The 24,849-nt window shown below is 50.6% G+C and carries 22 protein-coding genes; 8 read left to right on the forward strand and 14 right to left on the reverse strand.

Annotated features, from left to right (window positions below):
- Window positions 1-41 precede the first annotated feature (41 nt).
- The 4 genes from I2D83_RS11165 to I2D83_RS11180 all read right to left on the reverse strand — a co-directional run bounded on the left by I2D83_RS11165 (window position 42) and on the right by I2D83_RS11180 (window position 4,917).
- A complete protein-coding gene (locus I2D83_RS11165; RefSeq protein ID WP_205948105.1) occupies window positions 42-1,538 on the reverse strand; it encodes a pyridoxal phosphate-dependent decarboxylase family protein in 1,497 nt (498 codons plus the stop codon).
- 9 nt (window positions 1,539-1,547) lie between these two features.
- Window positions 1,548-2,933 carry a diaminobutyrate--2-oxoglutarate transaminase gene (locus I2D83_RS11170; protein ID WP_205948106.1) on the reverse strand — a complete coding sequence of 462 codons (1,386 nt, stop codon included), beginning with the start codon at window positions 2,931-2,933 and terminating at the stop codon, window positions 1,548-1,550.
- A 395-nt stretch (window positions 2,934-3,328) separates the two neighbouring features.
- Window positions 3,329-4,624 carry a glycoside hydrolase family 10-like protein gene (locus I2D83_RS11175; protein ID WP_181828541.1) on the reverse strand — a complete coding sequence of 432 codons (1,296 nt, stop codon included), beginning with the start codon at window positions 4,622-4,624 and terminating at the stop codon, window positions 3,329-3,331.
- A 5-nt stretch (window positions 4,625-4,629) separates the two neighbouring features.
- Window positions 4,630-4,917 carry a VF530 family protein gene (locus I2D83_RS11180; RefSeq protein ID WP_181828542.1) on the reverse strand — a complete coding sequence of 96 codons (288 nt, stop codon included), beginning with the start codon at window positions 4,915-4,917 and terminating at the stop codon, window positions 4,630-4,632.
- 191 nt (window positions 4,918-5,108) lie between these two features.
- Here I2D83_RS11180 and I2D83_RS11185 point away from each other — a divergent pair, with 191 nt between their 5' ends.
- Complete coding sequence (locus I2D83_RS11185) at window positions 5,109-5,756, forward strand: hypothetical protein (protein ID WP_205948107.1); 648 nt, start codon at window positions 5,109-5,111, stop codon at window positions 5,754-5,756.
- Between the two features lie 74 nt (window positions 5,757-5,830).
- Here the strand turns inward: I2D83_RS11185 and I2D83_RS11190 are convergent, their stop codons facing one another.
- Window positions 5,831-6,604: an SDR family NAD(P)-dependent oxidoreductase gene (locus I2D83_RS11190; RefSeq protein WP_205948108.1), complete on the reverse strand. Its 774-nt coding sequence runs from the start codon at window positions 6,602-6,604 to the stop codon at window positions 5,831-5,833.
- A gap of 199 nt (window positions 6,605-6,803) precedes the next feature.
- Window positions 6,804-7,100 carry a YciI family protein gene (locus I2D83_RS11195; protein ID WP_205948109.1) on the reverse strand — a complete coding sequence of 99 codons (297 nt, stop codon included), beginning with the start codon at window positions 7,098-7,100 and terminating at the stop codon, window positions 6,804-6,806.
- 393 nt (window positions 7,101-7,493) lie between these two features.
- Between I2D83_RS11195 and I2D83_RS11200 the strand changes: the two genes are divergently transcribed.
- Window positions 7,494-7,982, forward strand: a complete 489-nt coding sequence (locus tag I2D83_RS11200; RefSeq protein ID WP_205948110.1) for a winged helix-turn-helix transcriptional regulator — start codon at window positions 7,494-7,496, stop codon at window positions 7,980-7,982.
- Window positions 7,951-8,550 (forward strand): DUF1349 domain-containing protein, encoded by a 600-nt coding sequence (locus tag I2D83_RS11205; protein ID WP_205948111.1) that lies wholly within the window; start codon window positions 7,951-7,953, stop codon window positions 8,548-8,550. The genes I2D83_RS11200 and I2D83_RS11205 overlap by 32 nt, the downstream gene beginning before the upstream one ends.
- 247 nt (window positions 8,551-8,797) lie before the next feature.
- On the opposite strand, the gene I2D83_RS11210 is transcribed toward I2D83_RS11205, so the two are convergent.
- Window positions 8,798-9,133 carry a nuclear transport factor 2 family protein gene (locus I2D83_RS11210; RefSeq protein WP_205948112.1) on the reverse strand — a complete coding sequence of 112 codons (336 nt, stop codon included), beginning with the start codon at window positions 9,131-9,133 and terminating at the stop codon, window positions 8,798-8,800.
- Between the two features lie 125 nt (window positions 9,134-9,258).
- On the opposite strand from I2D83_RS11210, the gene I2D83_RS11215 reads away from it, so the two are divergent.
- A complete protein-coding gene (locus I2D83_RS11215; RefSeq protein WP_015840317.1) occupies window positions 9,259-9,525 on the forward strand; it encodes a YjbD family protein in 267 nt (88 codons plus the stop codon).
- On the opposite strand, the gene I2D83_RS11220 is transcribed toward I2D83_RS11215, so the two are convergent.
- The 7 genes from I2D83_RS11220 to I2D83_RS11250 all read right to left on the reverse strand — a co-directional run bounded on the left by I2D83_RS11220 (window position 9,522) and on the right by I2D83_RS11250 (window position 16,543).
- Window positions 9,522-10,421 carry an HTH-type transcriptional regulator ArgP gene (locus I2D83_RS11220; RefSeq protein WP_205948113.1) on the reverse strand — a complete coding sequence of 300 codons (900 nt, stop codon included), beginning with the start codon at window positions 10,419-10,421 and terminating at the stop codon, window positions 9,522-9,524. The two genes, I2D83_RS11215 and I2D83_RS11220, sit on opposite strands and share 4 nt — an antisense overlap.
- Before the next feature lie 179 nt (window positions 10,422-10,600).
- A complete protein-coding gene (locus I2D83_RS11225; RefSeq protein WP_205948114.1) occupies window positions 10,601-12,574 on the reverse strand; it encodes a methyl-accepting chemotaxis protein in 1,974 nt (657 codons plus the stop codon).
- Window positions 12,575-12,742: 168 nt separating this feature from the next.
- On the reverse strand, window positions 12,743-13,231 hold the full coding sequence (locus tag I2D83_RS11230) for a GNAT family N-acetyltransferase (protein ID WP_015840320.1): 489 nt from the start codon (window positions 13,229-13,231) through the stop codon (window positions 12,743-12,745).
- A 136-nt stretch (window positions 13,232-13,367) separates the two neighbouring features.
- Window positions 13,368-14,564: an MFS transporter gene (locus I2D83_RS11235; protein WP_181828549.1), complete on the reverse strand. Its 1,197-nt coding sequence runs from the start codon at window positions 14,562-14,564 to the stop codon at window positions 13,368-13,370.
- Window positions 14,565-14,701: 137 nt separating this feature from the next.
- On the reverse strand, window positions 14,702-15,256 hold the full coding sequence (locus tag I2D83_RS11240) for a TetR/AcrR family transcriptional regulator (protein WP_181828550.1): 555 nt from the start codon (window positions 15,254-15,256) through the stop codon (window positions 14,702-14,704).
- A 106-nt stretch (window positions 15,257-15,362) separates the two neighbouring features.
- On the reverse strand, window positions 15,363-15,758 hold the full coding sequence (locus tag I2D83_RS11245) for a cytochrome b562 (RefSeq protein ID WP_010275013.1): 396 nt from the start codon (window positions 15,756-15,758) through the stop codon (window positions 15,363-15,365).
- Between the two features lie 356 nt (window positions 15,759-16,114).
- Complete coding sequence (locus tag I2D83_RS11250) at window positions 16,115-16,543, reverse strand: OsmC family protein (RefSeq protein WP_015840323.1); 429 nt, start codon at window positions 16,541-16,543, stop codon at window positions 16,115-16,117.
- A 332-nt stretch (window positions 16,544-16,875) separates the two neighbouring features.
- Here I2D83_RS11250 and I2D83_RS11255 point away from each other — a divergent pair, with 332 nt between their 5' ends.
- From I2D83_RS11255 to I2D83_RS11270, 4 genes are all read left to right on the forward strand, one after another.
- Window positions 16,876-17,565: an expansin EXLX1 family cellulose-binding protein gene (locus tag I2D83_RS11255; RefSeq protein ID WP_010275007.1), complete on the forward strand. Its 690-nt coding sequence runs from the start codon at window positions 16,876-16,878 to the stop codon at window positions 17,563-17,565.
- Between the two features lie 310 nt (window positions 17,566-17,875).
- A complete protein-coding gene (locus tag I2D83_RS11260) occupies window positions 17,876-19,273 on the forward strand; it encodes an SrfA family protein (protein WP_205946520.1) in 1,398 nt (465 codons plus the stop codon).
- A gap of 2 nt (window positions 19,274-19,275) precedes the next feature.
- Complete coding sequence (locus tag I2D83_RS11265) at window positions 19,276-22,263, forward strand: virulence factor SrfB (protein WP_015840326.1); 2,988 nt, start codon at window positions 19,276-19,278, stop codon at window positions 22,261-22,263.
- A complete protein-coding gene (locus tag I2D83_RS11270; RefSeq protein WP_015840327.1) occupies window positions 22,260-24,722 on the forward strand; it encodes a putative virulence factor in 2,463 nt (820 codons plus the stop codon). Before I2D83_RS11265 ends, I2D83_RS11270 begins: the two co-directional genes overlap by 4 nt.
- Window positions 24,723-24,849 lie beyond the last annotated feature (127 nt).

Raw genomic sequence — 24,849 nt, forward strand, 5'->3', positions numbered from 1 at the left:
TTATTGTTATCGGCTTTTCACGATGCGGTGAAGCAGGGGGATTACGCAGTCAACAGCGGCTGTGCGGTGCTTTCAACCAGCGCCAGCAGGACTTTAACATCGTCCAGACTAACGGTTGGGTTCAGTAACGTCAGCTTCAGACAAGTCACGCCATTAAACTCGGTTACCCCTACGTTGGCGCGGCCCGATTCCAACAGAGCATCGCCAATGCGCTGGTTAAGCAATGCGATAGTCGCATCATTCGCTGCCGCCAGCTGTTGCGGACGGAAACGGAACAATACGCTCGCCAGCTGTGGCTGCATCACCAACTCCAGCGAAGCGTGTTCAGCGACATACTGTGCAACCTGCTGTGCCAGTGTGACGCCGTGATCGATGATCGCGGCGTACTGCTGTTGGCCTAACGCTTCCAGACCCATCCACAGTTTCAGCGCATCAAAACGACGCGTCGTCTGTAGTGATTTCGACACCAGGTTAGGAACGCCCTGTGCTTCATCAAACTCAGAGTTCAGATAAGCCGCCTGATAGCGCATCAGCTCATAATGGCGAGCTTCTTTCAGCAAGAATGCGCCACAGCTGATGGTCTGGAAGAACTGCTTGTGGAAATCCAACGTAATGGAATCCACCAGTTCAATGCCATCCAGATAATCGCGATACTTCTCGGACAGCAGCAGTGCGCCGCCCCAGGCTGCATCGACGTGAACCCAAATCTGATGTTCCGCAGCCAGTGTCGCAATCGCCCGCAGAGGATCGATCGCCCCCGCATCTGTGGTTCCTGCCGTTGCGACAATCGCCAGAATCTGCTCGCCGTTAGCTTCGGCTTGCGCTACTTTCTCTGCTAAATCGTTCAGATCCATCCGCGCGAAGCGATCGGTTTTCACCAGCGTCACACATTGATAACCCAGCCCCAGTAAAGCCATGTTCTTTTGCACCGAGAAATGGGCATTTTCAGAACAGAACACTTTAATTTTCTTCAGGTTACCAACTAATCCATCTTGCTGGATTGAATGTCCCTGACGGGCAAAGAAAGCATCACGCGCCAGCATCAACCCCATCAGGTTACTCTGGGTGCCGCCGCTGGTGAATACGCCAGCGTCGCCAGATTGATAGCCAACCTGAGTACGCAGCCATTCAATCAGCTTCATCTCGATGATGGTCGCTGACGGGCTTTGATCCCAGGAGTCCATGCTCTGGTTCGTGGCATTAATCAAGACTTCAGCCGCCTGGCTGACCACCAGACTTGGGCAGTGCAGGTGAGCGACACACTGTGGGTGATGCACCGACAGGCTGTCTTTCAAAAAGTACTCAATCGCACGCTCAATAGCGGCCTGGTTGCCCAGGCCCTGAGGATTAAAATCCAGCGTGATGCGTTCACGCAGTTCAGCAACGGTTTTTCCCTGATACATCTCAGGCTGTTGCAGCCACTGCATAACGGCTTGGCTACTCTGCGTAATCGCTTCCTGATAGGCTTCGATACTCTGCGCAGAAGAGGCCAAAATCGGGTTAACTGCTGTTTTTACTAATTGGGACATCGTGGTCATTCGCTCCACTCAGACTGGCTTCACGCCAGCAGACAGCAGGGCGTTTTCAAATTTATCCAGGAAGATTTCCAATTCAGCATTGCTGATCAGCAGGGAAGGCAGCAGACGCAGAACGCAACCGTTACGGCCACCGCGCTCCAGAATCAGGCCTGATTCAAAGCATTTTTTCTGTAACAGGGCAGACAGCTCGCCGTCAGACGGGTAGCAACCCATGTGATCCTGCGCTTCGCCAGGTTTAACAATCTCAATCCCGATCATTAATCCCAGACCGCGAATGTGACCGATCACCGGATAACGTTTTTGCAGCTCAGCCAGTTTGGCTTTCAGCCATTCACCTTGCTCGGCGACTTTGTTTGCCACCTGATTATCTTTCAGGTGCTTCAGCGTCGTCAGGCCGGTTGCCATCGCCAGTTGGTTACCGCGGAAAGTCCCCGTGTGGTGACCCGGTGCCCAGGCATCGAACTGCTTCTTGATACCCAGTACGGCTAATGGCAAACCGCCACCAACGGCTTTGGACATCACGATGATATCGGGCTCAATGCCGGCGTGTTCAAAGGCGAAGAATTTACCGGTACGAGCAAAACCAGCCTGAACTTCGTCGATGATCAGCAGAATACCGTGTTCCTGCGTCACTTTACGGATGCGCTGTAACCACTCGGCAGGTGCCGGGTTAACGCCGCCTTCACCCTGAACGGCTTCCAGAATGACAGCCGCCGGTTTGCGTACGCCACTCTCAACGTCGTTGATCAGGTTTTCAAAATAGTAGGTTAATGCTTTAACGCCAGCTTCACCGCCAATGCCCAGCGGGCAGCGGTATTGATGCGGGTAAGGCATAAACTGAACTTCAGGCATCATGCCGTCGACGGCTTCTTTCGGAGACAGGTTACCGGTTACGGACAGCGCGCCATGCGTCATGCCGTGATAGCCGCCGGAGAAGCTGATCACACCAGAACGGCCAGTGTATTTTTTTGCCAGTTTCAGCGCGGCTTCAACCGCATCGGCGCCAGACGGGCCCGTAAACTGGAGGCAGTACTCTTTGCCGTGGCCAGGCAATAAGGAAAGCAGGTATTCGGAGAACTGATCTTTCAACGGCGTTGTCAGATCAAGTGTATGTAACGGCAAGCCGCTAGTAATGACACTTTGGATGCTTTGCAGCACGTCAGGATGGTTGTGTCCCAGCGCGAGCGTACCCGCACCCGCCAGACAATCAAGATATTGATTATTTTCAACATCAGTGATCCACACGCCTTCAGCTTTCGCAATTGCCAGAGGCAATTTGCGTGGATAACTCCTCACGTTCGATTCAAATTCAGCTTGTCTTGCCAAATAGGTTTCATTGTTTCCGGTTAATGAATTCGCACCTAAACTGTCAATACGGACTTTATCCGTCATCATATCTCTCCTACAACCGTGTGCTCGCAGGCAACCACAGTTGAATAAATGAATTAAACACGTAACTGCTATAAGAAAAACGCGGCCAATATAGGTTTTTTCAGTCACCGACTCAATGATTTATTTCGTTTCGAAACTTTTATTTTTTTACATAAAAATCAATTGGTTGATTGCATTGTCGCGAATTATGATGCCATGTGTATCTTACATGCTTATTAAATAAGCAAAAAAAATCCTCCAACAGCAGGATTCCTGAACCGAAAACGTGGCAACAACAGAGGAAAACAGCACGTTTAGCTAGCGCGTTCAGGGGAGAACCACACGTTTGGGAGAGGGGATTTCAGGCGTGAGCCAGCACAAAAGGAAGATGCAGAGGTTTTGGCAACCTCCACAACTCGTTAAATAGGATTCCAACGGTTCCTGAGGTAATTCACGGCTTCCTGGGTCTGTGGTTGATTGAGATAGTTTTCTCTGAACAGAATCGTACCGTTAATATTTGGCATAGACTCGTTCAAATCGAGCTGCTTTTTCAGTTCCGGCACGCCGCCATTGATCGTCCAGTCTGGCTCATTCTTTGACGGTTCACCCACTTTATACAGTGCAACGCCAATATAGAGGCGTGTGTTCGTCGGCTTCACCACATCCGCCCACCATTTTGCCAATACATCGTAGCGAGCCGCGTCGCGCGCGAACGGCCAGTATAGCTGCGGTGCAATGTAATCCAGCAGCCCTTGCTGTACCCACAGACGGGTATCGGCATACGCTTCATCATAGGCGGCTGCCCCTCGCGTGTCGGAACCCGCCGTATCGTGTGATCGGTTGCGCCATACGCCAGCGGGGCTAACGCCGAATTCAACCTCAGGTTTCAACTGCTTGATGGTGTGGGAAACCTGTTCAATCAACTGTTGAGTATTGTGCCGCCGCCAGTCCGCTTTTGAGATAAACCCTTGACCATACTTTTTAAAGCTCTCGCTATCGTTAAGAACGGAGCTGGATGATTCCGCATAGAAGTAATCATCGAATTGCACACCGTCAATAGCGTAGCGGGTAACGACTTCGGCTACGATACTGGTGATCCAGCTTCGTGCTTCCGGGATACCAGGGTCGAGCACAAAGCGATCGCCTGCTGTACGGATCCAGTCTCGATGCAAGACAAATACGCTGGCCGGATTCTGCGACAGCGTGCGATTTAATTCCGTCACGGTTGCAGCTTTGGTGTTAACGGAGACGCGATAGGGATTAAACCAGGCATGAACTTTCATACCGCGCTTGTGCGCTTCATCCAGCATGAACTGGAGCGGATCGTAGCCAGGATCTTCACCAATATGGCCTGTCAGCATATCTGACCAGGGCAATATTTTAGAGGGCCAGAGCGCGGTGCCATCAGGCTTAACCTGGAAAAAGACGGTATTGATACCGAGGCTTTTCAACTTATCCAGCTTGCCTTTCAGCGCTTCCTGCTGCTGAGTAATACGGAGAGCGGGACTACTGGCATTGACGGATGCCACTGGCGGCCAATCGAGGCGGGAGACCGTTGCCAGCCAAACCCCGCGCATCGGTTCCTGACTTTGCTGCGGTTTCGTCGGGAGCGGTTGTTGAACAGGGGGAAGCGGGGTAACCAGCGAACTCGGTGGTTTCGACGCGCAACTGACAAGTAGAAGCGCAGCAGCAATCAGTACGACTGGCTTTTTCACGTTAATTAGCTCTTATTTCTGCGGCTATTGGCCCAGGGATCAACGACGCTATCATCTGGTTTTACGGAAGAGGTTTCATCCAGAGAATCAAGATACAGCGCTTCAACTTCAGCGCGAGCCCAGGGCGTCCGACGCAAGAACTTTAAACTGGACTTGACGCTTGGATCGTTTTTAAAGCAATTGATGTTGACCAGCTTGCCCAGTTGAACCCAACCAAAACGCGCAACCAGCGCATTAACTTGCATTTCAAGCGTTACGCCATGCAAAGGATCTTTAGAAGTATGAGCGGTCATGTAGTCGAAGTCCGGTAGTTTCAGATGTTGTGTTCAGAATTGGGCTGTTAGCAAGGGAAGGGTACAAGAAAGCAGGGCGAGCGACAATGCTATGCGGTTATGTGAGTATAACGATGTTCGTTCTGATACACAGGATTACATCAGCAACGTGCTAATCTTACACACTAAACAATAATAAATAAGGGATTTTAATGTTCTGCAAATCGACATTGGTGACTTTACCTCTGCTAGTGACATCGGTATTCCTGCTGACAGGATGCCCCGCAGCACCGGATCTAATGATGTGGCAACGTCCTAATACAGATACTGATGGCGTGCGCGTCGCGATGGGTAAATGCGGGGTGCAGCTTCCTGGGTCCGATATTCCCAAAACGGATAATGAGTCAGTTCTGTATTACCAATGCATGGAGAGTATGGGGTTTACCCGTAAAGACGGATTCAAAATTTGCAGCGTTCGTGTTTACCATGATACCCCCGCCTGCCTCAAACAAGAGCGGGGATCTCCTTTGAGCCAGAGCCAGTTGGAAGCGCTGCCTTTTGTTGCAGACAGAGGGTTTCACCCGATTAAGCCAGATTCCGGCATGAGCCAGTTTTCCTTGATTACCTGGCGTAAAGCTGGAGCGTCACTGCATTTTTCTCATGAAGTCGAAAACGACAAACAAGCACTGGAGGTGATGTATCAATGCGGTTATCCGCAGCCTTTGGGCTCGGTGCCTTACGTGCCGACACTGCGTAAAGCCGCAGATGTTCAGAGATGCATGCTGGATAAAGACTTCGAGCCGAAGAACAAACTTAATCTAGTCTGTCGCAATTACCCGCAAGTCACGGGCTGCCAATAAATGAAGTCAATGATTTTGGAACGAATAAATTTGGCCAGTTTTACCTGGCCACTACATTAATAAATGGCAGGTTTTCAATTGCTATAGCGCGCTGCTGCACGACTGTTGCTAAACCCCTGAGCCAGCAGCATTCTTGCGTGTTCAAATGAATTCCATTCCTCAATGTCAGGAACAGGAGGGATCGTTACCAGTTCCTGGCGGTCAAAACCGATAAGTGCAGCGTTGACTAATTCTTCTACTTCCATGACATCAGGCACGTTGCTGATATCAGCTCCGATACGCTCGTAAATTTCAGTGCGTGTGGCGGCAGGCAGAACGGCCTGGATATAAATATCTTTAGCATTTAGCTCAGTTGCCAGGCTTTGAGAGAGCGTCAGAACATAAGACTTAGTGGCTGCATAAATACCCTGAGAGTATTCGGGTAACAGTGCCAGCACTGAGGCAATATTAATGACAGAGCCACGACCTTCCTTTACCATCTCCTTTATCGCAGCGGAAGCGAGAAGGGTAGGCGCAACAACGTTAAGCTGCAGAAGATTTTGCATCTTCGCTGACTCTGCTTCTGCAAATCCGCCCGCCAAACCTGCACCTGCATTGTTGACAAGAATATCAATGAAAGGGCCGTTCTGGAGGCGCTGAACCACCTGTTCGAGTTGAGTATTATCTGTCAGATCGGCAGTGATCACCTCGATGTCAACGGCATGAGCGCTGCGCAATTTAGTAGCCAGGCTTTCGAGACGTTCAGTTGCGCGTGCAACCAGTACCAGGTTGTGACCACGCGCTGCGAGGCGGCGTGCGTATTCAGCACCGATGCCACTGGAAGCACCGGTAATAAGGGCTGTTGTCATATTTTATATTTCCTAATCATTATTCAATAATGAATATGTAAAAAAGAGAGTTAACATCACGATAAAAATCATGTTACCTGCATCGCGTAGCCGTTTAAAGAAAGCGGATATATCATGAGCTTGAATCTATTGGTAAATAAATACTCACCTTGTACCGTCAATAAGTAATAAAATTATTACTCATCATGAAATAGAATTATCAACCACGAATTTTAAGGCTGAGCATCACATAATGCTCATAATATCCCACGCCATTTTTCACAACCGGATCTTGTGACGTTAGTTCACTGATATCCTGTTCATCGGCGATTTGAAATAGCGATACGCCATAACCACCATTTTCATCAATGACAGGGCCATGAGCAATGATAATGCCACGATCCATCAGGCTATTAAGGTAAATACCATGCTGAGTCATCAATGATTTCTCATGCTCGGTCATTGTTGACAGAAAGTCACTTCTTGGAGGGATAAACTTGCACAAATAAGATTTCATAATTTCCTCCTGGTACAGGATGTTTTTTAATATGAACAGATGTTAATTAACACGGTTCAGAATCATCATAATCACCGCAGATTTAATCCGGAATATGATCAAAGCACATTCATCACACAGAGTTATTTAAACAGGAATTATCTCAATGCATGAATGTAAAACTTCCTCGTGTCAGCTCAGAAAAATATGTGAATGATGATTACCCGGCACTCTTCACACTCTTAATAATTGAACTTTCAAACATGCCAGGCGCATACTGTTGCAGGAAAAGAATCATCCCTGTCATCTTGCCAACTGGATTACTGAATTTAGGTTTTTTGGCTTCAATGAGATTACCGATAGTTCTCACTACAGCTTCAGGAGATTCGGCGTCCTCAATTTTTAGTGAATATTATGAAAAATAAAGATTTCTCAACCGGATCTTGTCCTATTGCAAGAAGCCTCGTTTTTTTAGGGGATGCATGGACAGTGCTGATACTCAGGGATGCCCATGCCGGAATGACTCGCTTTGATCAATTCCGTAAAAGTCTGGGGATTGTGCCAACGATGTTAACCAAGCGACTAGCCTCATTGACTCAGGAAAATCTTCTGCAAAAGAGGCTGTATTCGGAGCATCCGCCACGCGAGGAATACGTTCTGACAGAGTCGGGACGGGACTTTTTACCTGTGCTGTTTATGTATGAAGCATGGGGACGAAAATACCGCGGTGAAGGTGAACTTATGCGGATCCTTGATGATGAAACCGGACTTGAAGTGCAGCCCGTCGCGATAGACCGTATTACCGGTGCTGAAATAGGTACCAGACCGTTTCACATCGTGCAGCCTAAAGACAGTGAAAATATAACTCAAGATGGAGGCAGTAATGACATTGTCGGGAACTGAGCAAAATGCATGGATAAATCGTCCTGAATATTCAGAAATTAGCGAAGACAGAATAGTCATAGTGAGTGATGCGCACACTGACTTTTGGGAAAACACGCACTATGACTTCAGCCATTACACCGGGCATGCGTACGGGAAAGAAACTGAGAGCGATTTCACTTTTCAGGTCAGAATCAAAGCGGATTTCAAAATCCTGTACGATCAGGCAGGGATTTTCATTGGAGGAACAGAGACTGTCTGGATTAAGGCCGGAATAGAATTTAATGATGGACAGCCAGCTATCGGATGCGTTGTCACTGACAATAACTCTGACTGGTCGACAGGGGTTTTTCCGGGAAATCCAGGCAACTTTTGGATGCGAGTAACATCTAGAAGCGACGTCATACGCATCCAATATTCTATTGACGGAAAAAACTGGCCTCTGCTCAGGTTGTGTAGATGGCCAGGGGCAGGGAAGAAATTCATTGGTGTGATGTGCTGTTCTCCTAAAAGAAAAGGATTAAGCGCCGAGTTTACCGACATCTTATTGACACATCCGCTCGATAAGGAGCTTCACGACCTTTCATAGTAACAAGCCAAGATGATCTACATATACCGCAGAGGCTGGCTGCTCCAAACATCCGATGTCAGTGGTTGATGTTGAGTGAGGGGGATGTGATTTATCGCAACGTGGATGTGGCTTATGAACTTATTTACCATTACAGGTTATTTAACATAATATACATTATGCGAATCAAGAGAGGTGCTCGAAGGAAATGGCCGTTCCGCTAAGCAATCCCCACATTCGCAAAAACTCTTTTTCTGGCATCAAAAAACTAAGAAAAGAAAAACCATGCTGTATTAATAAGCCCGTTATCTACCTCAAAAACGGCAATGCTTTCTATTGGCGCCGCTGAAAGCCCATAAATGAGCTCATGATCGAATACTTTATTACCTAATACTGTACGAGATACCAGTTCAGCCCTCAGTTCCGGGTTATTGAATCGGTTATTCACGTAAAACGCTCTCAGCGCCTCTTTTCCTACCATCGACGGTGTTTCAGACGGCATGCGGTACGCTTTAAAATCTGGCGAAAAACAGGCCACGAATGCATCTATATCATGTTCGTTGTATGCTTTAAATTGCGCTGCTACAGGCAACTCTGGTGACATTATTTCTCTCCGCTATACGTTTATATTCATCGGCTACTGTGTCTGAATAATCAGGCGATTTATCTGGGACTCTGCGTGTTTTCCTCTACAATGTATTTCACCGGTCGCTTATTAGGTTCATTCCCATGCAAAGACTGACTCAGAAAGACATGACAGAAAGTGAACAACGCCAACTTAAAACGTTACTCGATCAGGCAAGAAAAAAACAAGACCGCCCGCTGACCAACTCTGAAAGTAATCACATTAAAGATGATTACATCGATAAACTCATGAAGGAACGTGAAGCCGTGGCAAAGCAAGCGCGAGCCGAGAAGAAGAAAAATAAATTCAAGCCAGACGCCTCCACAACCTATGAATGGTCTGCTAATACGAATTTACGAGGCCGCCGCTAACGTACCGGCTCCAGTGATTGAAAAAGATGCCTAACAGCCGCCGCTCGCACGCTCTGGCTCAACGCCTCCAACGATGCAGAGCGGATATTCCAGCGGTGCCAGTACAGGCGGATATCAACCGGATCGCCAACCTGAAACGGTACTAATTCGCCTTTTTCCGTATGTGATGATGCCATATGTTCCGGAATCATCCCCCACCCTAGCCCTCTGAAAATGGCGCCAACAAAGGCTGCGGTTGAAGGGACAAATTGCTGTGGCGGCTCGATCACTTCTGGGACCAGTGATTCGATGAATAAGGACTGTAGTCTGTCCTTATTGTTAAATATCAGGAGCGGCGCGTTCTGCAGGCTGTCCACATTAATGCCGTCAGCAAAGTACGTATCGTGAAATGTCTGTGAGCAATAGGCGCGATAACGCATCGTTCCTAAATACTCTACGCCACAGCCTTGAATCGGTTCTGGGCTGGCGCTGACCGCTGCCATGACCCGACCTTCACGTAATAAAGTCGCGGAGTGATCCTGATCCTCGACAAGAATATCGAGCAATATATCGGACTGATGACAGGCATTTTCCATCGCATCCAAAAACCATCCATCGATTGAATCCGCGTTCACCGCCACTGAAATACGCTGTCTGGCCGGCATTTCAAGCGTGCTGAAAAGTTCGCTCTCCAACATATCGATCTGTTCCGCGTGCCGAAGGAGCGCTTGCCCTGTTGACGTCGCCCGGCAGGGATTGCCCCTTACGATCAATACCTGACCAAGCTGATCCTCCAATTGCTTGATACGCTGGCTAATGGCCGACTGCGTGACATGAAGTTTACGGGCCGCAATATCAAAACTGCCGCTGCGGACAATCTCCATGAACGCTCTCAGGCAAGGATAATTCAGATGCATGGTTATTTTTTCTTAACAATATCAGGATGATTTAATCTGCCTTAATTAAGGCGACGATACAACTTTCACAACGGTGCGGATACAACAGTCGATATTGGAGGAATGTGGGTAAGCATGGCAGGTGTGCCGAATAGATTAACCCGGCGACCTTGTGGTCACCGGGTGATAACGTGCCTTTGTTACTTTAAGAGCGCATGGGGTAACGCATGCTGCTGCTCCAAACGGAAATGCTCGATCGTTTGCGCCAACAGCATGGACTGATCTTCCAGTGAGCTGGCCGCAGCAGACATCTGCTGTACCAGCGCGGAGTTTTGCTGCGTAACGCCATCCATTTCATTGACGGCAATCGTAACCTGGCTAATGCCTTTCGCCTGCTCATCCGATGCCGTGACAATTTCACCGATGATACTTTGTACCGAACTGACGGCGTGAGTCATATCCTGCATGGTTTTACCGGCATCATTCACCAGCTTAACGCCGCTTTCAACGCGCTGGCTGGATTCCTCAATCAGCGCGGCAATCTCTTTCACCGCGCTGGCGCTGCGCTGTGCCAGGTTGCGAACTTCCGATGCGACCACTGCGAACCCTCTTCCCTGCTCGCCCGCGCGCGCCGCTTCTACCGCCGCGTTAAGCGCCAGAATATTGGTCTGGAAAGCGATGCTGTTAATCATGGTGGTAATATCGCCAATCTTCTTCGCACTCTCATCAATCTGCGCCATTGTCTGGACCACCTGACCGACCAGCGATTCACCGCGCTGGGCTATCTTCGTGGCGTTCTCGGTGAGCGTCGTAGCCTGATGAGCATTATTGGCGTTGTGTTTCACGGTTGCGGTGATCTCTTCCATACTTGCCGCGGTTTGCTCCAATGCGGCAGCCTGCTGCTCCGTACGTGATGCAAGGTTGAGGTTGCCGCTGGCAATTTCCCCCGCACCCTGTCGCACGGAATCGCTGGCTTCTTTGATCTGCCCGACCACCTGACGCAACTGTGATTGCATGGTGTGCAGAGCGAAAAACAAGCTGCTGCGATCGTTGGGCTTCACGTCAATCACATTACTCAGGCGGCCTTCTGCTACGGCCAGCGCAATGGTGGCAGCTTCACGTGGTTCACCACCCAGCGGTTTCAGGACTTTACGACTGAATACCCAGCCCAGCAGCGCACTCACCAGCAGTATGCTGATCACCATCATGATGACGGCATTCATTAACTGACGTTGAGAAGCGGCCATCACCTGGCTCACCGGAGCGACAACGCCCAGATACCATTTCTCCGTGCTGTTACCGATGGTAACCGGCTGCCAGGTTACCAGCGCCTGCTCACCCAGAATCGCATCGTCATGTTGCACCACTGAGGATGTGAAATTGTCCGTCGGCCCTTGCCAGACTTTGCTCGTCTGAGACTTATCAGGATAAGAGATAACTTTACTCGCACTGGATAGCAGCATCGTGTAGCCGCCGCCTTCCCAAGGTTTAATCTGGTTAACTTTTTGCTGCAATGACGCAAGAGAAATATCGGAAGTGACAACGCCCCACAGTTTCCCTTGGCTGACAATCGGTGCGGCGACTGACGTCAGCAGCGTTGGAACGCCGTTATAAGCATAGGTATAGGGTTCGATTAACGTATCTTTCTGACTCTTTTGCGGCAGCAGGTAGTAATCGCCCTGTCCAGGAGTCAGATAAGAAAGCAGAGGATGCATCTTATAATTGCCAGTCTGATCGCGGTCGACAAACCAGGCATAGCGGCCTTTTGGTGCCTGACCCGGTTGATCGGCAAACTCGGCATCACGCCCGTCAAACGCATTTTCTTCAAAAATGACGGAGATCGAGAGGTATTCCGGGTTATCCCGCAGAGCATACTCCATCATTTTATCGACCACGGCGCGGTCTTTAATTCCTGCGGTGGGCAAGGCAACCAGCCCTTGACCAAGGTTATGCGCTACATCACGGGCGTAGTTAAGCTCCTGTTGAATTTTTAGTGCTTCGCTTTGAGCTATCTGCTGTAAATAGCGTTCGGCTAGAGATTTTTGTTCACGGCTAGACTGCCAGCTGAGCACACCGATGGTGACAGCGAAACCGAGTGCGATGGTTAATGCGCCGGTTAACAATACTTGGGCGCGGGTGCTCATTGTCTTTTTTTGTATTAATTGCTTGGCCATTATGGCTCTCCTGGTGTTGACTCTTATCGTAATCAACATTCCCTTGCAATGAGTTCCCTACTATTTGTCTATCGGCGTTTTTTTTTTGAACTTTAGCGACGCAGAAATGAACAAGGAATAAGGACTGGAGGCCAATGGCTGGCTGAGATCGTTTTTTACGTCATAGACTTAGCCGCAGTCTGACGATGCATCCGGTTCCAGATTTTTATGCATGTTAAAACCGGTAATCTGGAAACCACTTTTTTCATATAACGCTCTGGCAACGGGATTATGTACAGCCACTCTGAGCCCAATTTCACCAATACCTAACGCCACGAGTGCAGCATCCATCGCGGCAAGTGCTGCTTTACCAAAACCACGGCCCCGCCACGCTGGCAAGAGACAAAAATCAGATACCCAGGCGGCGTTCTCTTTCAGAATCACCCACAAGTAGCCGATGACGGCGTCTTCATTCTCCGCAGAATGAATGCACCATAATTTATTGGCTGCCGTGTGAACACTTTGTGGCAGTGCAATATCGATCGATTGCGTGGCGATCGCCCTCGCCTTTTCCGCGTCATAGCCCCGGGATTCCTGTAAATCCTGAGCATATTCAAGAATAAAAAACTGCCGATATTCAGGGTAATCCCCCTCGGCCATATCCGTTAAATTTACCATTGTGTTCACTTTCCCAGATCGACGTGACGGCCAGTCTCACAATCGTGATGCATCACGTTATTTATCATCAATGTCATCAACATAGTGACACACACTGCGCGGTTCCGGTAACACGAAACGAAACCGCTCAGGAACGTCAGGATGGGGTTTCCGATGCAGCTCTGATTGAACGTTCTCGGGCAGAAGATGAACAGACGAAGGCCAGAATCACCATAAAAAGAACCGGCAGCATGGCGATGCGTAGCCCTGCGACCTCGCCAAGAAAGCCCAGCGCAGGCGGGCCGACGAGAAAAGCAAAGTAACCTAGCGTTGCGGCAATGGTGACGCGAACAGCGCTATTTTCTCCACTGCCTGCGGCGGAAATGGTGAGCGGGAACCCCAGCGATGCGCCAATCCCCCAGAAGATAACCGCAGCCGCGGCCAGCATCGGCGCATCCGAGAAAATGACCAGCGTCAGCCCCAGTGCGGCAGACGCGGCGCTGAAGCGGAGCATATTGACCTTGCCGAAGCGATCGACAAAATACCCGCCGGCAAAGCGGCCCAGCGTCATACCAGCAGTGAACCCGACATAAACCAGCGTTCCCGTCGTGTGGCCAAAGTTGTGACCATCGATCATCAATAATGGTAACCAGTCGTTGGCAGACCCTTCTGCCAGCGCCATCGCAAGAATCACCACACCGAGAATCAACAGCCGGCTGTCTTTAAGTTCATTGAAGACCTGAGTCTTGTAATCCCCCTTTTCTTCTTGCTCCGCACTGGCCAGGTCACTCAGCCACGGCATCTGACGCATCAGCATGATCGCGGTAAGTATCGACAGTGCCACAACGACGACAAAATGCAGCGTCGTGTTAATGCCGAAAGCCGTCATCGCCATCCCTGTCAGGGCACCGACCAGCGTTCCCAGACTGAAAAAACCGTGCAGCGTTGTCATCAGGCTTTTATTCAGGTGCTGTTCAAACGCCGCCCCTTCGATATTGATAGCGATATCAACCAAGCCGACTCCGGCGCCGAAAATCAACAGCCCCATAAAAGCACTGGGCGTGCTCTGAATCGACAGCGAAGCGGCAAGCACGAGTAGCCCAAGCAGAAGCAGCAGAAACCCGCCGGCCATGGTTTTACGAATACCGAGGACATTAATGACCTTTCCTGCTCCCAATACGCCGAGCATAGAACCACATGAAAAGCCAAACAGGATCATGCCCATCGTTTCCGTTGAGGCATTCAGTACGTCGCGCATCACAGGGGTTCGGGTTACCCAGGTTGCCCACGTAAAACCGGGGATGAACATCAGTCCAAACAGGGCAAATTTATTGATAGCAGGCTTTGTGGTCATCGTTTTCGTCGTCTTTATTTAAATGTATTCGTACATATGTACGAATAACTATCGCACGAATGCGCATCGCTTTGCACCTGTTTAATTGCGTTCTTTTTTAACTGAGAAGAAGCCTGGAGAGATCGCTCCAGGCGGGATCAGGACGTGAGTTTTATCACCGTATTGAGAATGTCTTCACGGCTAACGGCTTCATTATTGAGATAATTATGGATCGTATACCCTTCAATCATGGCATCCAGTGAGCATGCTGTCGCAATACTGAAATGGAGATGAAGCGATTTTCTGCTGCGCGTCATCCACTCCTGCAATATTAGCCGATACTCTTCTTTCCGCGATGCCAGTGCGTACAGTTCAAAACTTAATGTCAGGTGGCGTGGCGTCGCCCAGATGTCGCCACAGATCAGGTCAACCACGGCTTCGCGCGCGCTGTCGATATCCTTTGCCTGCTTGAGGCGGACACGAAATGCGTGTGAGATACCATCCACCATATAAACGAACGCGCTATTCAACAGCAATTCAATACTGCTGTAGCGATAGGTCAGCGTCCCCGGCGACAACCCGGCTCGCTGCGCGATTTTTCGATAGGTTGCCCCTCTCACGCCATGATCCAGTATGGTTTCCAGCGCGGCCTCAAGAATTCTGCTTTGCGTATCTTTGCCATCATTCATCGTATCGTGTGATGGTGACGTCATTCTATTCCCCCCTTAACTGGCAATCCTGACCGTCTAACCTTTATAACAAAAAAAGCCGCCAGTGGGTTCGCTCTCCACTGGCGGCTTATGGTAAACGAAAAGCGGCTTAGCCTCTCAATTTACTGTGATATTCGCCTTTCAAGGTATTGATTTCAGCTAATACGGCTTTGGCTTCGCTCAGTTTTCCGGCATCCGCCAGAGCCTGTGCGCTATCAACTTTTTGCAAAATCTTATCCAGACCTTCCACATAGGCTTTTCTGTCTGGGCCATCTGCTGGCTGCTTGGCGAAATCAGGCGGCACCTGCGTTTTAGCGTGCTCGACGTGCTCACGGAATGTGCTCAGCGCGGTTTTCAGCGCGGCGGCATCATCCGCTTTTGTCGCGGCGGTATAGCTTTTTTGCATACCGCGCATGTCTTCCGACGTGGTAGCGTTTGCCAAAACAGGTGTCAGCAAACTACCGGCCAACAGCACAGAAAAACAGATCTTGGTCATCTTATTCATCTTGAACTCTCGCTTGTGTTCCACAGCACGACATACTCAGAGAATCTGGCCTTCACAAATCGGCCAGCCCAATATTGCTCTTGTTATATTGCGTCCTACGCCATGACCAGATTACAACGTAATGGCTATTCTGATTTTATGGTTATTACTGTAAAGATGTTAAATTATTTTTAATCATTCCGCTTTTTTAAATTGTATAAATGTAAAAAGGCTTGCCGGTACGATTCCGGTAAGCCTTTTTATCAGCACAATTTTTAGCGTTAACACAGGGGGAACCGCCTTCATTCAGCGGTTCGCCCTTAATTCAGTTGCCCGGTCTTAGTTCAACTGCCAGGACTTAGTTCAGTTGCCAGGACTTAGTTCAACTGATAGTCCAACGTGATATCGGCTTTGAGCACTTTTGACACCGGGCAACCCGCCTTCGCCTTTTGGATAATGCTATCGAACGTGGCGTCATCAATACCCGCCAACTTCACCTTACTGTGCAGCGCGATTTTGGTGATCGCAAACCCGCCATCGACTTTATCCAGCGATACATCCGCAGTGGTATCAATCGACTCAGGTTTATGGCCTTCTTCACCTAACATCAGCGATAGCGCCATGGAGAAACAGGCCGCATGCGCCGCGCCAATCAGCTCTTCCGGATTCGTGCCGGGCTTACCTTCAAAACGGGTATTGAAGCCGTAAGGTTGCTGCTGCAGTGCACCGCTTTCCGTTGAGACGGTGCCTTTCCCCTGCTTGATATCACCTTCCCAATGCGCGTGCCCTTTTTTGTGAATGGTCATGCTATCTCCTCTTCATTATGGATTAGCCATTGGCAGCTATTCGCGTTGGTGCGAAATGATGCTGTCGTCATACCCTTTAAACCGTAGAACATATTGAGAAGAAACCCAAATCGATTATTTCATTTGCATAATAATTTCACCGCAAAGAAATAAACCTGCTGATATATTCACTGCTTTATTATTTTAAGAAAAAACCGATTTACCTATTTATACAAAAGCCTGATTATCAATACGCCAAAACAATGGGGTTTCAAAAATGGATTTCCGTTTTGGCATTGTTATTTTCACCACTCACCTATGTTATTAATCTTGAATCATATTGGATGTGAAACATGAATAAAATAACTTCATTAGCATTATCTGCATTATGCGTTATCCCCCTGATTAATACCGCTCACGCCCAGTGGGAACTGGACGACATCTGTTACGGCTACGCCACTGCAACGGGCTCTGGCTATCAGGGCGGCGCGCTCTTGCTGGATCCGATTCCACAGAACATGGAGATTACGGCGTTAAACCGGAACCAGTTGGATTATCGCGGCGTGAAGGCATCACTGGCCGGAGCCTATCTGAAAGTAAACGGGCCAAAAGGCAGTACGGTGGTTTATGTCACAGACCTTTACCCTGAAGGTGGCGATTGTGCATTAGATTTATCGTTTAACGCCTTTGAAAAAATAGGCGATCTACGGGATGGGAAAATTAATATCGACTGGACGCTCATTGAAGCGCCGGTAAATGGCAACGTTATTTATCGTATAAAGGAAGGGTCAAATCCTTATTGGGCTGCGGTGCAATTCAGAAATGTAAAATATCCGGTTATTGAGATGAAATATATGCGCAATAACCAATGGATTGCCGCCCAGAAAACCGATTACAACCACTTTATTGTTGAACACGTTGGAATGAACGATATTCCTATTGAGTTTACCGACGTAAAAGGCAACGTCCTCAGTGATACACTGCCGCCGATGTCACAAAGCACCTCATCTGCTTACCTGATCACGGGCAACGTCCAGCTTTAATCCTCACTGCCTTGAGGGAGGCTGACATCGCGCAGCGTCCCTCGTTTCTGCTCTGCAACGCCACAGATCGGCAAAATCATAGCGGAAAACGTAAGCATCGTTTTTGTCAGCCTTTTCATCACATTATCTGGACGTTATCTGCTGCACGTGCGTACACTTCGTGTTTCCCACTTTTTCTATTGCTCAAATATTTGTTAGTTTTATCACTTCTTTAAGCGTTTGATTCGCCATCATTCGCACTACAGTATACCCTGTCGCAGATTACATTCTCTTTTCTGCTTTAGGCATCATTACAAAAGGTCTCTTTTGCGTGGCAAAATTATTTTTACGTAGTGGAAGTTTGGATGATTTTCTGGCGCTGGGCGAGAACGGGCAGCCAGTTTACGCATCGGCACTTCAATTGCGGGAAACGTTACGTCTCAGAAAACAGCAACAGATTGCCGATTGTCTGGCGATTCCCCAACCCAATGAACATGGCGACCGCATTGACTGGTATTCACCCGTTGACGGTAAAGTCACCTCCTGGATTGCCGCGAGCGAAGAAGAACGAGAAAAAGCGCTGGCATTACTGGAAACCTATCAGGCCGCCGTGGCCGACATCAGCCAGCGTGCGCAAAATGCAGAGAAAGCCGGGCAGAAACTTTTCGGTGTTCTGCTGGCAAAAGCGATACAGTTCCCTGGGGCAAACCACGTCTATCTGGTTGATGGCAAACCGGTCTTAACGTTCTGGGGCTTCGTCAATCTCGATAAGAAATCCCGTCTTGATGCGTTGGACTGCCTGCGGCCTGTCATCAAGGAAGCGGAACCGCTTTTTGTTGCTCCGGCACCCGCAGCAACATTGCCGCTTGTCGATCCTGTTCCCGAGCCCGAACCACAGCCTGTTCGTCCACCGGAACCCGTCGAACCAGCGCCTGCACCTGCTGCCGCTGCGGCAGCCGTCCCTGTTCGTCCGCCGTTCTTCCGTTTGTGGTGGCTGTTACCTGCCGCCGCGCTGTTAGCGATTCTGTCATTGCAGATACGCGGCTGCGTGTCTGGGCAAGACGACAAACCAGCATCTGATTTGGCTGCAACGGTCAAACCGGAAAAACGTGCCCTGCCTTCTTCCACACCAGTTGAACCTGCGCCGCAGCAAGAAAGTGCACCGGTTCCGCCTGTCGCAGAAAAAGAGGCGATAAAAGCGGTGGAGCCAGCGCCGCCTGTTGCTGCCGTGCCAGCAGCAGAAGCGACTAAACCGGAAGCCCCTGCGGCAACGGAACCGAAAGAGCCTGTTACGCCACCGGCTGAGCCCGTTGTGGAGCAAGTACCATCGATCCCTGCGGGTAAAGATGATTTAGTCATGCCTGCTGACGCGGTGAAAATCGGTTCCATCAAGTTCCTGAACGGCAACTGGCGCGTCATTGTGGATGGTAAAGCGCCGATTACCGGCAGGCCGCCTAGCCTGCGTTACCAGATTCAAAATGGAAAAGGTACCGCACGAATTACTCATGGTGACGGTGTCACGTGTCGTGCCAACGTTGAAGCAGGGTTAATGAGCTCTGGCAATCTGATCATCAACAGCCGTTCTGGCGCACGCTGTTCCGATAATTCTCGTTTCCAAATGCCAGAACTGGTCTGTAAACAAGGTGCTTCCGGCACTGCTGCTGAGTGTATCGGCCGTTATGATGCAGACACCGTTTTCCCGATGACGATAAAGCGCGAGAGTAAATAATCATGCTGGCGACCATTACCGATTATAAACAACGCATTACGTTGATTCAGGACAGCGGAATTCAGTTTTTGGATTTTGCGTTAAAGCCACAGTTTTCGGCTGAACAGCCTAACTGTTACGTGCGTAAAAGCGCCAACGGCCCCCTGCTGCACCTGCTTTACGATGAACATACGGAAAAATTCCTGCTGCCTTCCGCTACTGGGATGCCGCCGGAAGTCGTGAAGCCAGAGTTGAGCATTCCGCTTGAGCAATCGCTGAAGCTGCTGGAGAAAATCTGGCTGCCGCTGCCCTTTTTCCGTTTTAATCCGCCACGCACCTTTATGGGCGGGCCTGATAACTGGGCGCGGATGCAGATACTGGCATTAGAGACACCCGATCAGGACGGCAACACGCACCGCATCTGTCTGGCGTTCGATACCAAGACTTATCCAGAAGGCCACGAATACGAATCGCTGGCGCCGAATGCCAATGACATCAAGACCGGCGGAAGTTTCGCGCTGGCTTATCACAGCGACGAGCTGGGTGAATTTCTTGATGAAACCTGGGTCGACGGCTGGCTGCGCGAAGTCTTTACTCAGCGGGTTAAAGCGCTGGAAAACCGGGATAGCCACGATGTGAAAGTGGCGCTCAGAGGGTTTGAATATCAGGCACATTACCTGAATGTGTTGGATATGCTGGGCAACCAGCTCGAAATACCGGAAATTCGCATCAATACCAGCACGTTGCAGGAACCGGCAGTGAACGTTGATCTGATTTTGGACGTCGGTAACTCCCATACCTGCGGCATTCTGGTTGAGGATCACGCAGACGAAAGCAACGGCCTGAAGCAGACCTATGAACTGCAATTGCGCGATCTGAGTGAGCCGCATTATCTATACAACGAACTGTTCGAGAGTCGCGTTGAGTTTTCACAGGCGAAGTTCGGTAAAGAAAACTTCTCCGTAGAAAGTGGTCGTGATGATGCCTTTATCTGGCCGTCCATCACCCGTGTCGGACGAGAAGCCAGCCACATGGCGCTGCTGCGTCAGGGAACGGAAGGTTCAAGCGGTATTTCCAGCCCGCGTCGCTACCTGTGGGATGAAGAAAGCTATGCCCCAGGCTGGCGTTTTAGCCAAACAGATGCACATTCACAGACCGAACCGCTAGCGACAGCCATGCCGTTGACCATCATGCTGAATGATGAAGGTCAGCCGCTCTACAACCAACCGCTGGAAGAACGCTTACCGGTGTTTTCCCCGCACTATAGCCGCAGTTCGATCATGACCTTCATGCTCTCCGAACTACTGGCACAGGCGCTCATGCAGATGAACAGCGCCGCACAGCGGTTGAAGATGATCCACAGCACCGCGCCGCGCCAACTGCGAAATATCATTCTGACGTTGCCTTCCGCGATGCCGAAACCCGAGCGTGAAATTTTCCGCCGCCGGATGCATGAAGCGATCGCGCTGGTCTGGAAAGCGATGGACTGGCACCCTATGGATGAGGATTTCACCACGCCAGCCGACAAGCAGCAGAGCCGCGTTCCGGTGCCTGACGTGCAAATCGAATGGGATGAAGCCACCTGCGGGCAGATGGTTTACCTGTATAACGAAGCGCAGGTGAACTTTGGCGGCCGTGCGGAAGATTTCTTCGCCAGTATGGCGCGCCCGGATAAAGAGCTCGACGAGGGGGAACCCGCAGGCAAAACGCTGCGCATCGCCTCAATCGATATCGGAGGCGGCACCACTGACCTCGCGATTACCCAATATCTGCTTGATGATGGCGTCGGCAGCAACGTTAAAATCATTCCGCGTCTGCTGTTCCGTGAGGGCTTTAAGGTCGCAGGCGACGATATTCTGCTGGATGTAATTCAGCTCTATATCCTTCCTGCGTTACAGGCCGCGCTGAAAACGGCCGGACTGGCCAGCCCGGATGCGCTGATGGCGAAGCTGTTCGGCAATGAAGGCCGTATGGACGCCCAGCTTACGCTGCGCCAACAGGTGACGTTGCAGGTCTTCATTCCGATCGGTCGCGCGATCCTGGAAGCCTATGAGCGCTTTGACCCGCTGGATACCAGCGCCGAAATCGAATCCACCTTCGGCGAATTGCTGGATCAGGCGCCGACGGAAAAAGTGCTGGAATACATCAATACGGAAGTACAGCGCGAACTGCCGGTTAGCGATAGCGTATTTGATATCTTGCAGGTTCCGCTCATCCTCAAGCTGAGCAAGCTGCATGGCGAATTCCTGTCGAACAAAATGAACATCACGCAGAATCTGCGCCTGATGTCTGAAGTGGTGTCGCTGTATTCATGCGATGTGCTGCTGCTGACCGGACGCCCTTCGCGCTTCCCTGGCATTCAGGCGCTGTTCCGCCACCTGCAACCGCTACCGATTAACCGAATGCTGTCGCTGGATGGGTATCACACCAATGACTGGTATCCGTTTAACAAACGTGGACGCATCGATAACCCGAAATCCACCGCCGCCGTCGGTGCGATGCTGTGCCTGCTCGCGCTCGATCTGCGCCTGCCGGGCTTTTACTTTAAGGTCGGTGATTTCCAACCTTATTCGACGGTACGCTACCTCGGTATGATGGACAGCAACAACGCGCTGACGCTGGATAACGTTTATTACAGCGATATCGATCTGGATGCGCCGGATTTCGTGCTTGACCCACAGCATAGCTTCCAGGTACGTGGCTCACTCTGCCTTGGCTTCCGCCAGTTGGACAACGAGCGCTGGCCGGCATCCTCGCTTTATATGCTCTCGATTGTCGATCAGGATTTAGCCCGTAAAGTCGTCGGCGACAGTAAACTGCGCGTCCGGCTAGCCGTGACGAAGAGCGACGATCAAGATAGCCCTGAGCGCTTTGAAATTGCCGATGCGGTGTTGGAAGACGGCACCCGCGTTCCGCCACAGCATTTACGACTCAAATTGAACACATTATCCGCTAACGGTTCAGGAGCGACCCATTATTGGATCGATAGTGGGAGTGTATTTAAAAAATGAAACGATTAACGCCCAAACAGCTTTCTACCCGACTCCATGGCCAGCTACAGGCCGTTGCGCAAGGTGTTGAACAGGCTATCGACTGGGTTGAAACTACCCGTCAGAACGCCCCGCGTCTGGATATCGAAGCCGATCGTCTGATCGTCAAACTGCGCCGTAACCACAACAAAGCGCAGCACTTGTCCGATGTGGCGCAGAAAGAGATCGCCATTGGCTTTTTTGGCCTGTCTCAGGCGGGGAAATCCTATCTGATCGCGTCGCTGGCCGGGGGAGAAAACGGCAAGCTGGAAACCTCATTTGAAGGGCAACAGCTGGATTTTATCGATCATATTAACCCGTCCGACCGGGCAACGGCTCTCGTTACGCGTTTTAGCCGGCAGTCGGGCATGAAGAACAAGTCGTTTCCCGTTCAGCTACAGCTGCTTAGCGAACTGGATATCGGCAAGATTATGGCCAATGCATTTTTGAACGATCTCAACCACGAGACCACGTTTGAAGAGCTGGATGAGCGCCATATTGCCGAACACATTAAAACGCTGCTGATGCACCGTCAGCCAGAATCCGTTGAAGGCATGAGCCGCGATGAAGTGGTCGAACTCTGGGATTATCTCGCGCGTCACGATGTTAAACGGCAAAAACAGCTGGAAGCACACTTCTGGCCAGTTGCGATTGAATTAGCGCCTTACCTCACCGTTGATGACCGCGCCCAGCTCTTCTCCGTATTGTGGGGCGAACTGAATGCGCTGACCACTGCGTATCGCCATTTCAGCCACACGCTGCAACACCTGTCCGGTGCGAGTAAGCTGTTGGCACCGCTACGTACACTGGTCGATGATGAGTTAAATCCGGCAGACGGTCTGATCGACGGTTCGGCGCTGGAACGGCTACACAGCGCTGACGATCCCGGCGTGCTGGTGCGGCCGGTTCAGAATGGCCGCGCTGGGAAAACGACGGAGCTTTCGCTGGCTGAGTTAACCATGCTGACGGCAGAACTGCTTATCCCACTCCATTTGCCGCCCAAAGAAGCATTGTTTGAACAGGTTGATGTGCTGGATTTCCCCGGTTTTGGTGAACTCCGCGAAACACGGGACGAGCCACCAGCAAGACGCCAAGCCACACAGCATCCACTGGCGCACACATTATTGCGGGCGAAGCGCGCCTATCTGCTGGAACGCTATACCGATAATCAGGAAATGAACGTACTGATGGTATGCAGCGCCGCAGGCGATCGGGGTGACGTTAAAGTGGTCGGCAAGGCGCTGGATCACTGGGTTAAACAGACTCAGGGCGAAAACGCGCAGGTAAGGAGCCACCGTAAACCGGGGCTGATTTGGGCGGTTACCCGTCACGATCGCCGTATTACGCACGGGCAAAACTACGACGCAGCGGTACAACGCTATGTGGGTAATCCGGGCGATGCCTGGGGAACGATGTTGGCGATGGACAAACGCGGCGTAGCGCGTATGGCAACATGGCTGGGGGCTGAGGTTCATCGTGAAGTCAAACTGGGGCGCATCAGCGAACAGCTCAGCGAGCTTCAACGCGAACTCAGCGATAACCTACTGGGTAACTGGTATCTGCCTGTCGATGTTGACGATCCGGCAGAAAAACAGCGCGTCGCAGAGACCTTACTCAAATCGCTCCAGACCCGTACCGGCGTGCATGGCGAACTGCTGGAGCGGCTTTTGCCTTCGCGTGATGAACTGCGTCGTCTGTATCTGCAACAGCAAGGGGCAAGCTATGGCGGTTTCCATACCGATGCTGAGGACCTTTCTGCCCCGTTGGCCAATAGCGATCCGTTTGGTGTCGGGATCGAAATCGATCTGTTTGCCGATGAACCGATCGCGCTCGACCAGCCTGTAACACCTGTATTGACGCTCGATCATGGCTATGAGGCCGACTACGCGCACAGCGTTTACCGTTTCTGGATTAACCACCTTCGTAGCCTGCCAGAGAATGCGCCGCTCATTGACCTGCTCAACGTGTCGAAATCCACGATCGAAATGCTGGTAGAAGAATTGATTACCGGTAGCATCCGTTTGAGGATCGAAGAAGCGCTGGTCGACATGCTGGTTGATGGTGAGCAGTTGGGCATCAACCGCGAGAATAAAGCTGACCGTCAGGTTTCACGCGTGCTGACCATTCTTGGTGACTTTGTCGCCTGGCTCGGCTTCCAGCAGCTTGATGAATCCCTGCGCCCTGCCAGCCGCATCAATCGCGGTCATAAAATTTTCGCCAAGCCCGAAAAACAGGCGGTCAGCTTTGGTGCTTCACAGCGCTTAACCAAGTTGTCACTGACACCTACCAACAATACGGCGTTCTATATCTATGACTGGCTGGTTGGCCTGAATGAGATGATTATCCAGAATGCGGGCTATTCCGCGGCGCGAGAAGTCAGTGCGGAACAGCGCGAACAGCTGGGCACGATTTTGGCGTTGATTAAGCCTGCGGAGAAATAACGCTCAATTTATCGCTACCGATCTAAAAAACATGGCGTGACATTGTCACCAATTTTGCGCCATGTTTCCTTCTTTCTGCCACATTCTTCCCTCCTGCTGTGTTTATCGCCCACAACCGTTCCTCAAA

The sequence above is a fragment of the Pectobacterium aroidearum genome, assembly GCF_015689195.1.
Lineage (GTDB): Bacteria > Pseudomonadota > Gammaproteobacteria > Enterobacterales > Enterobacteriaceae > Pectobacterium > Pectobacterium aroidearum.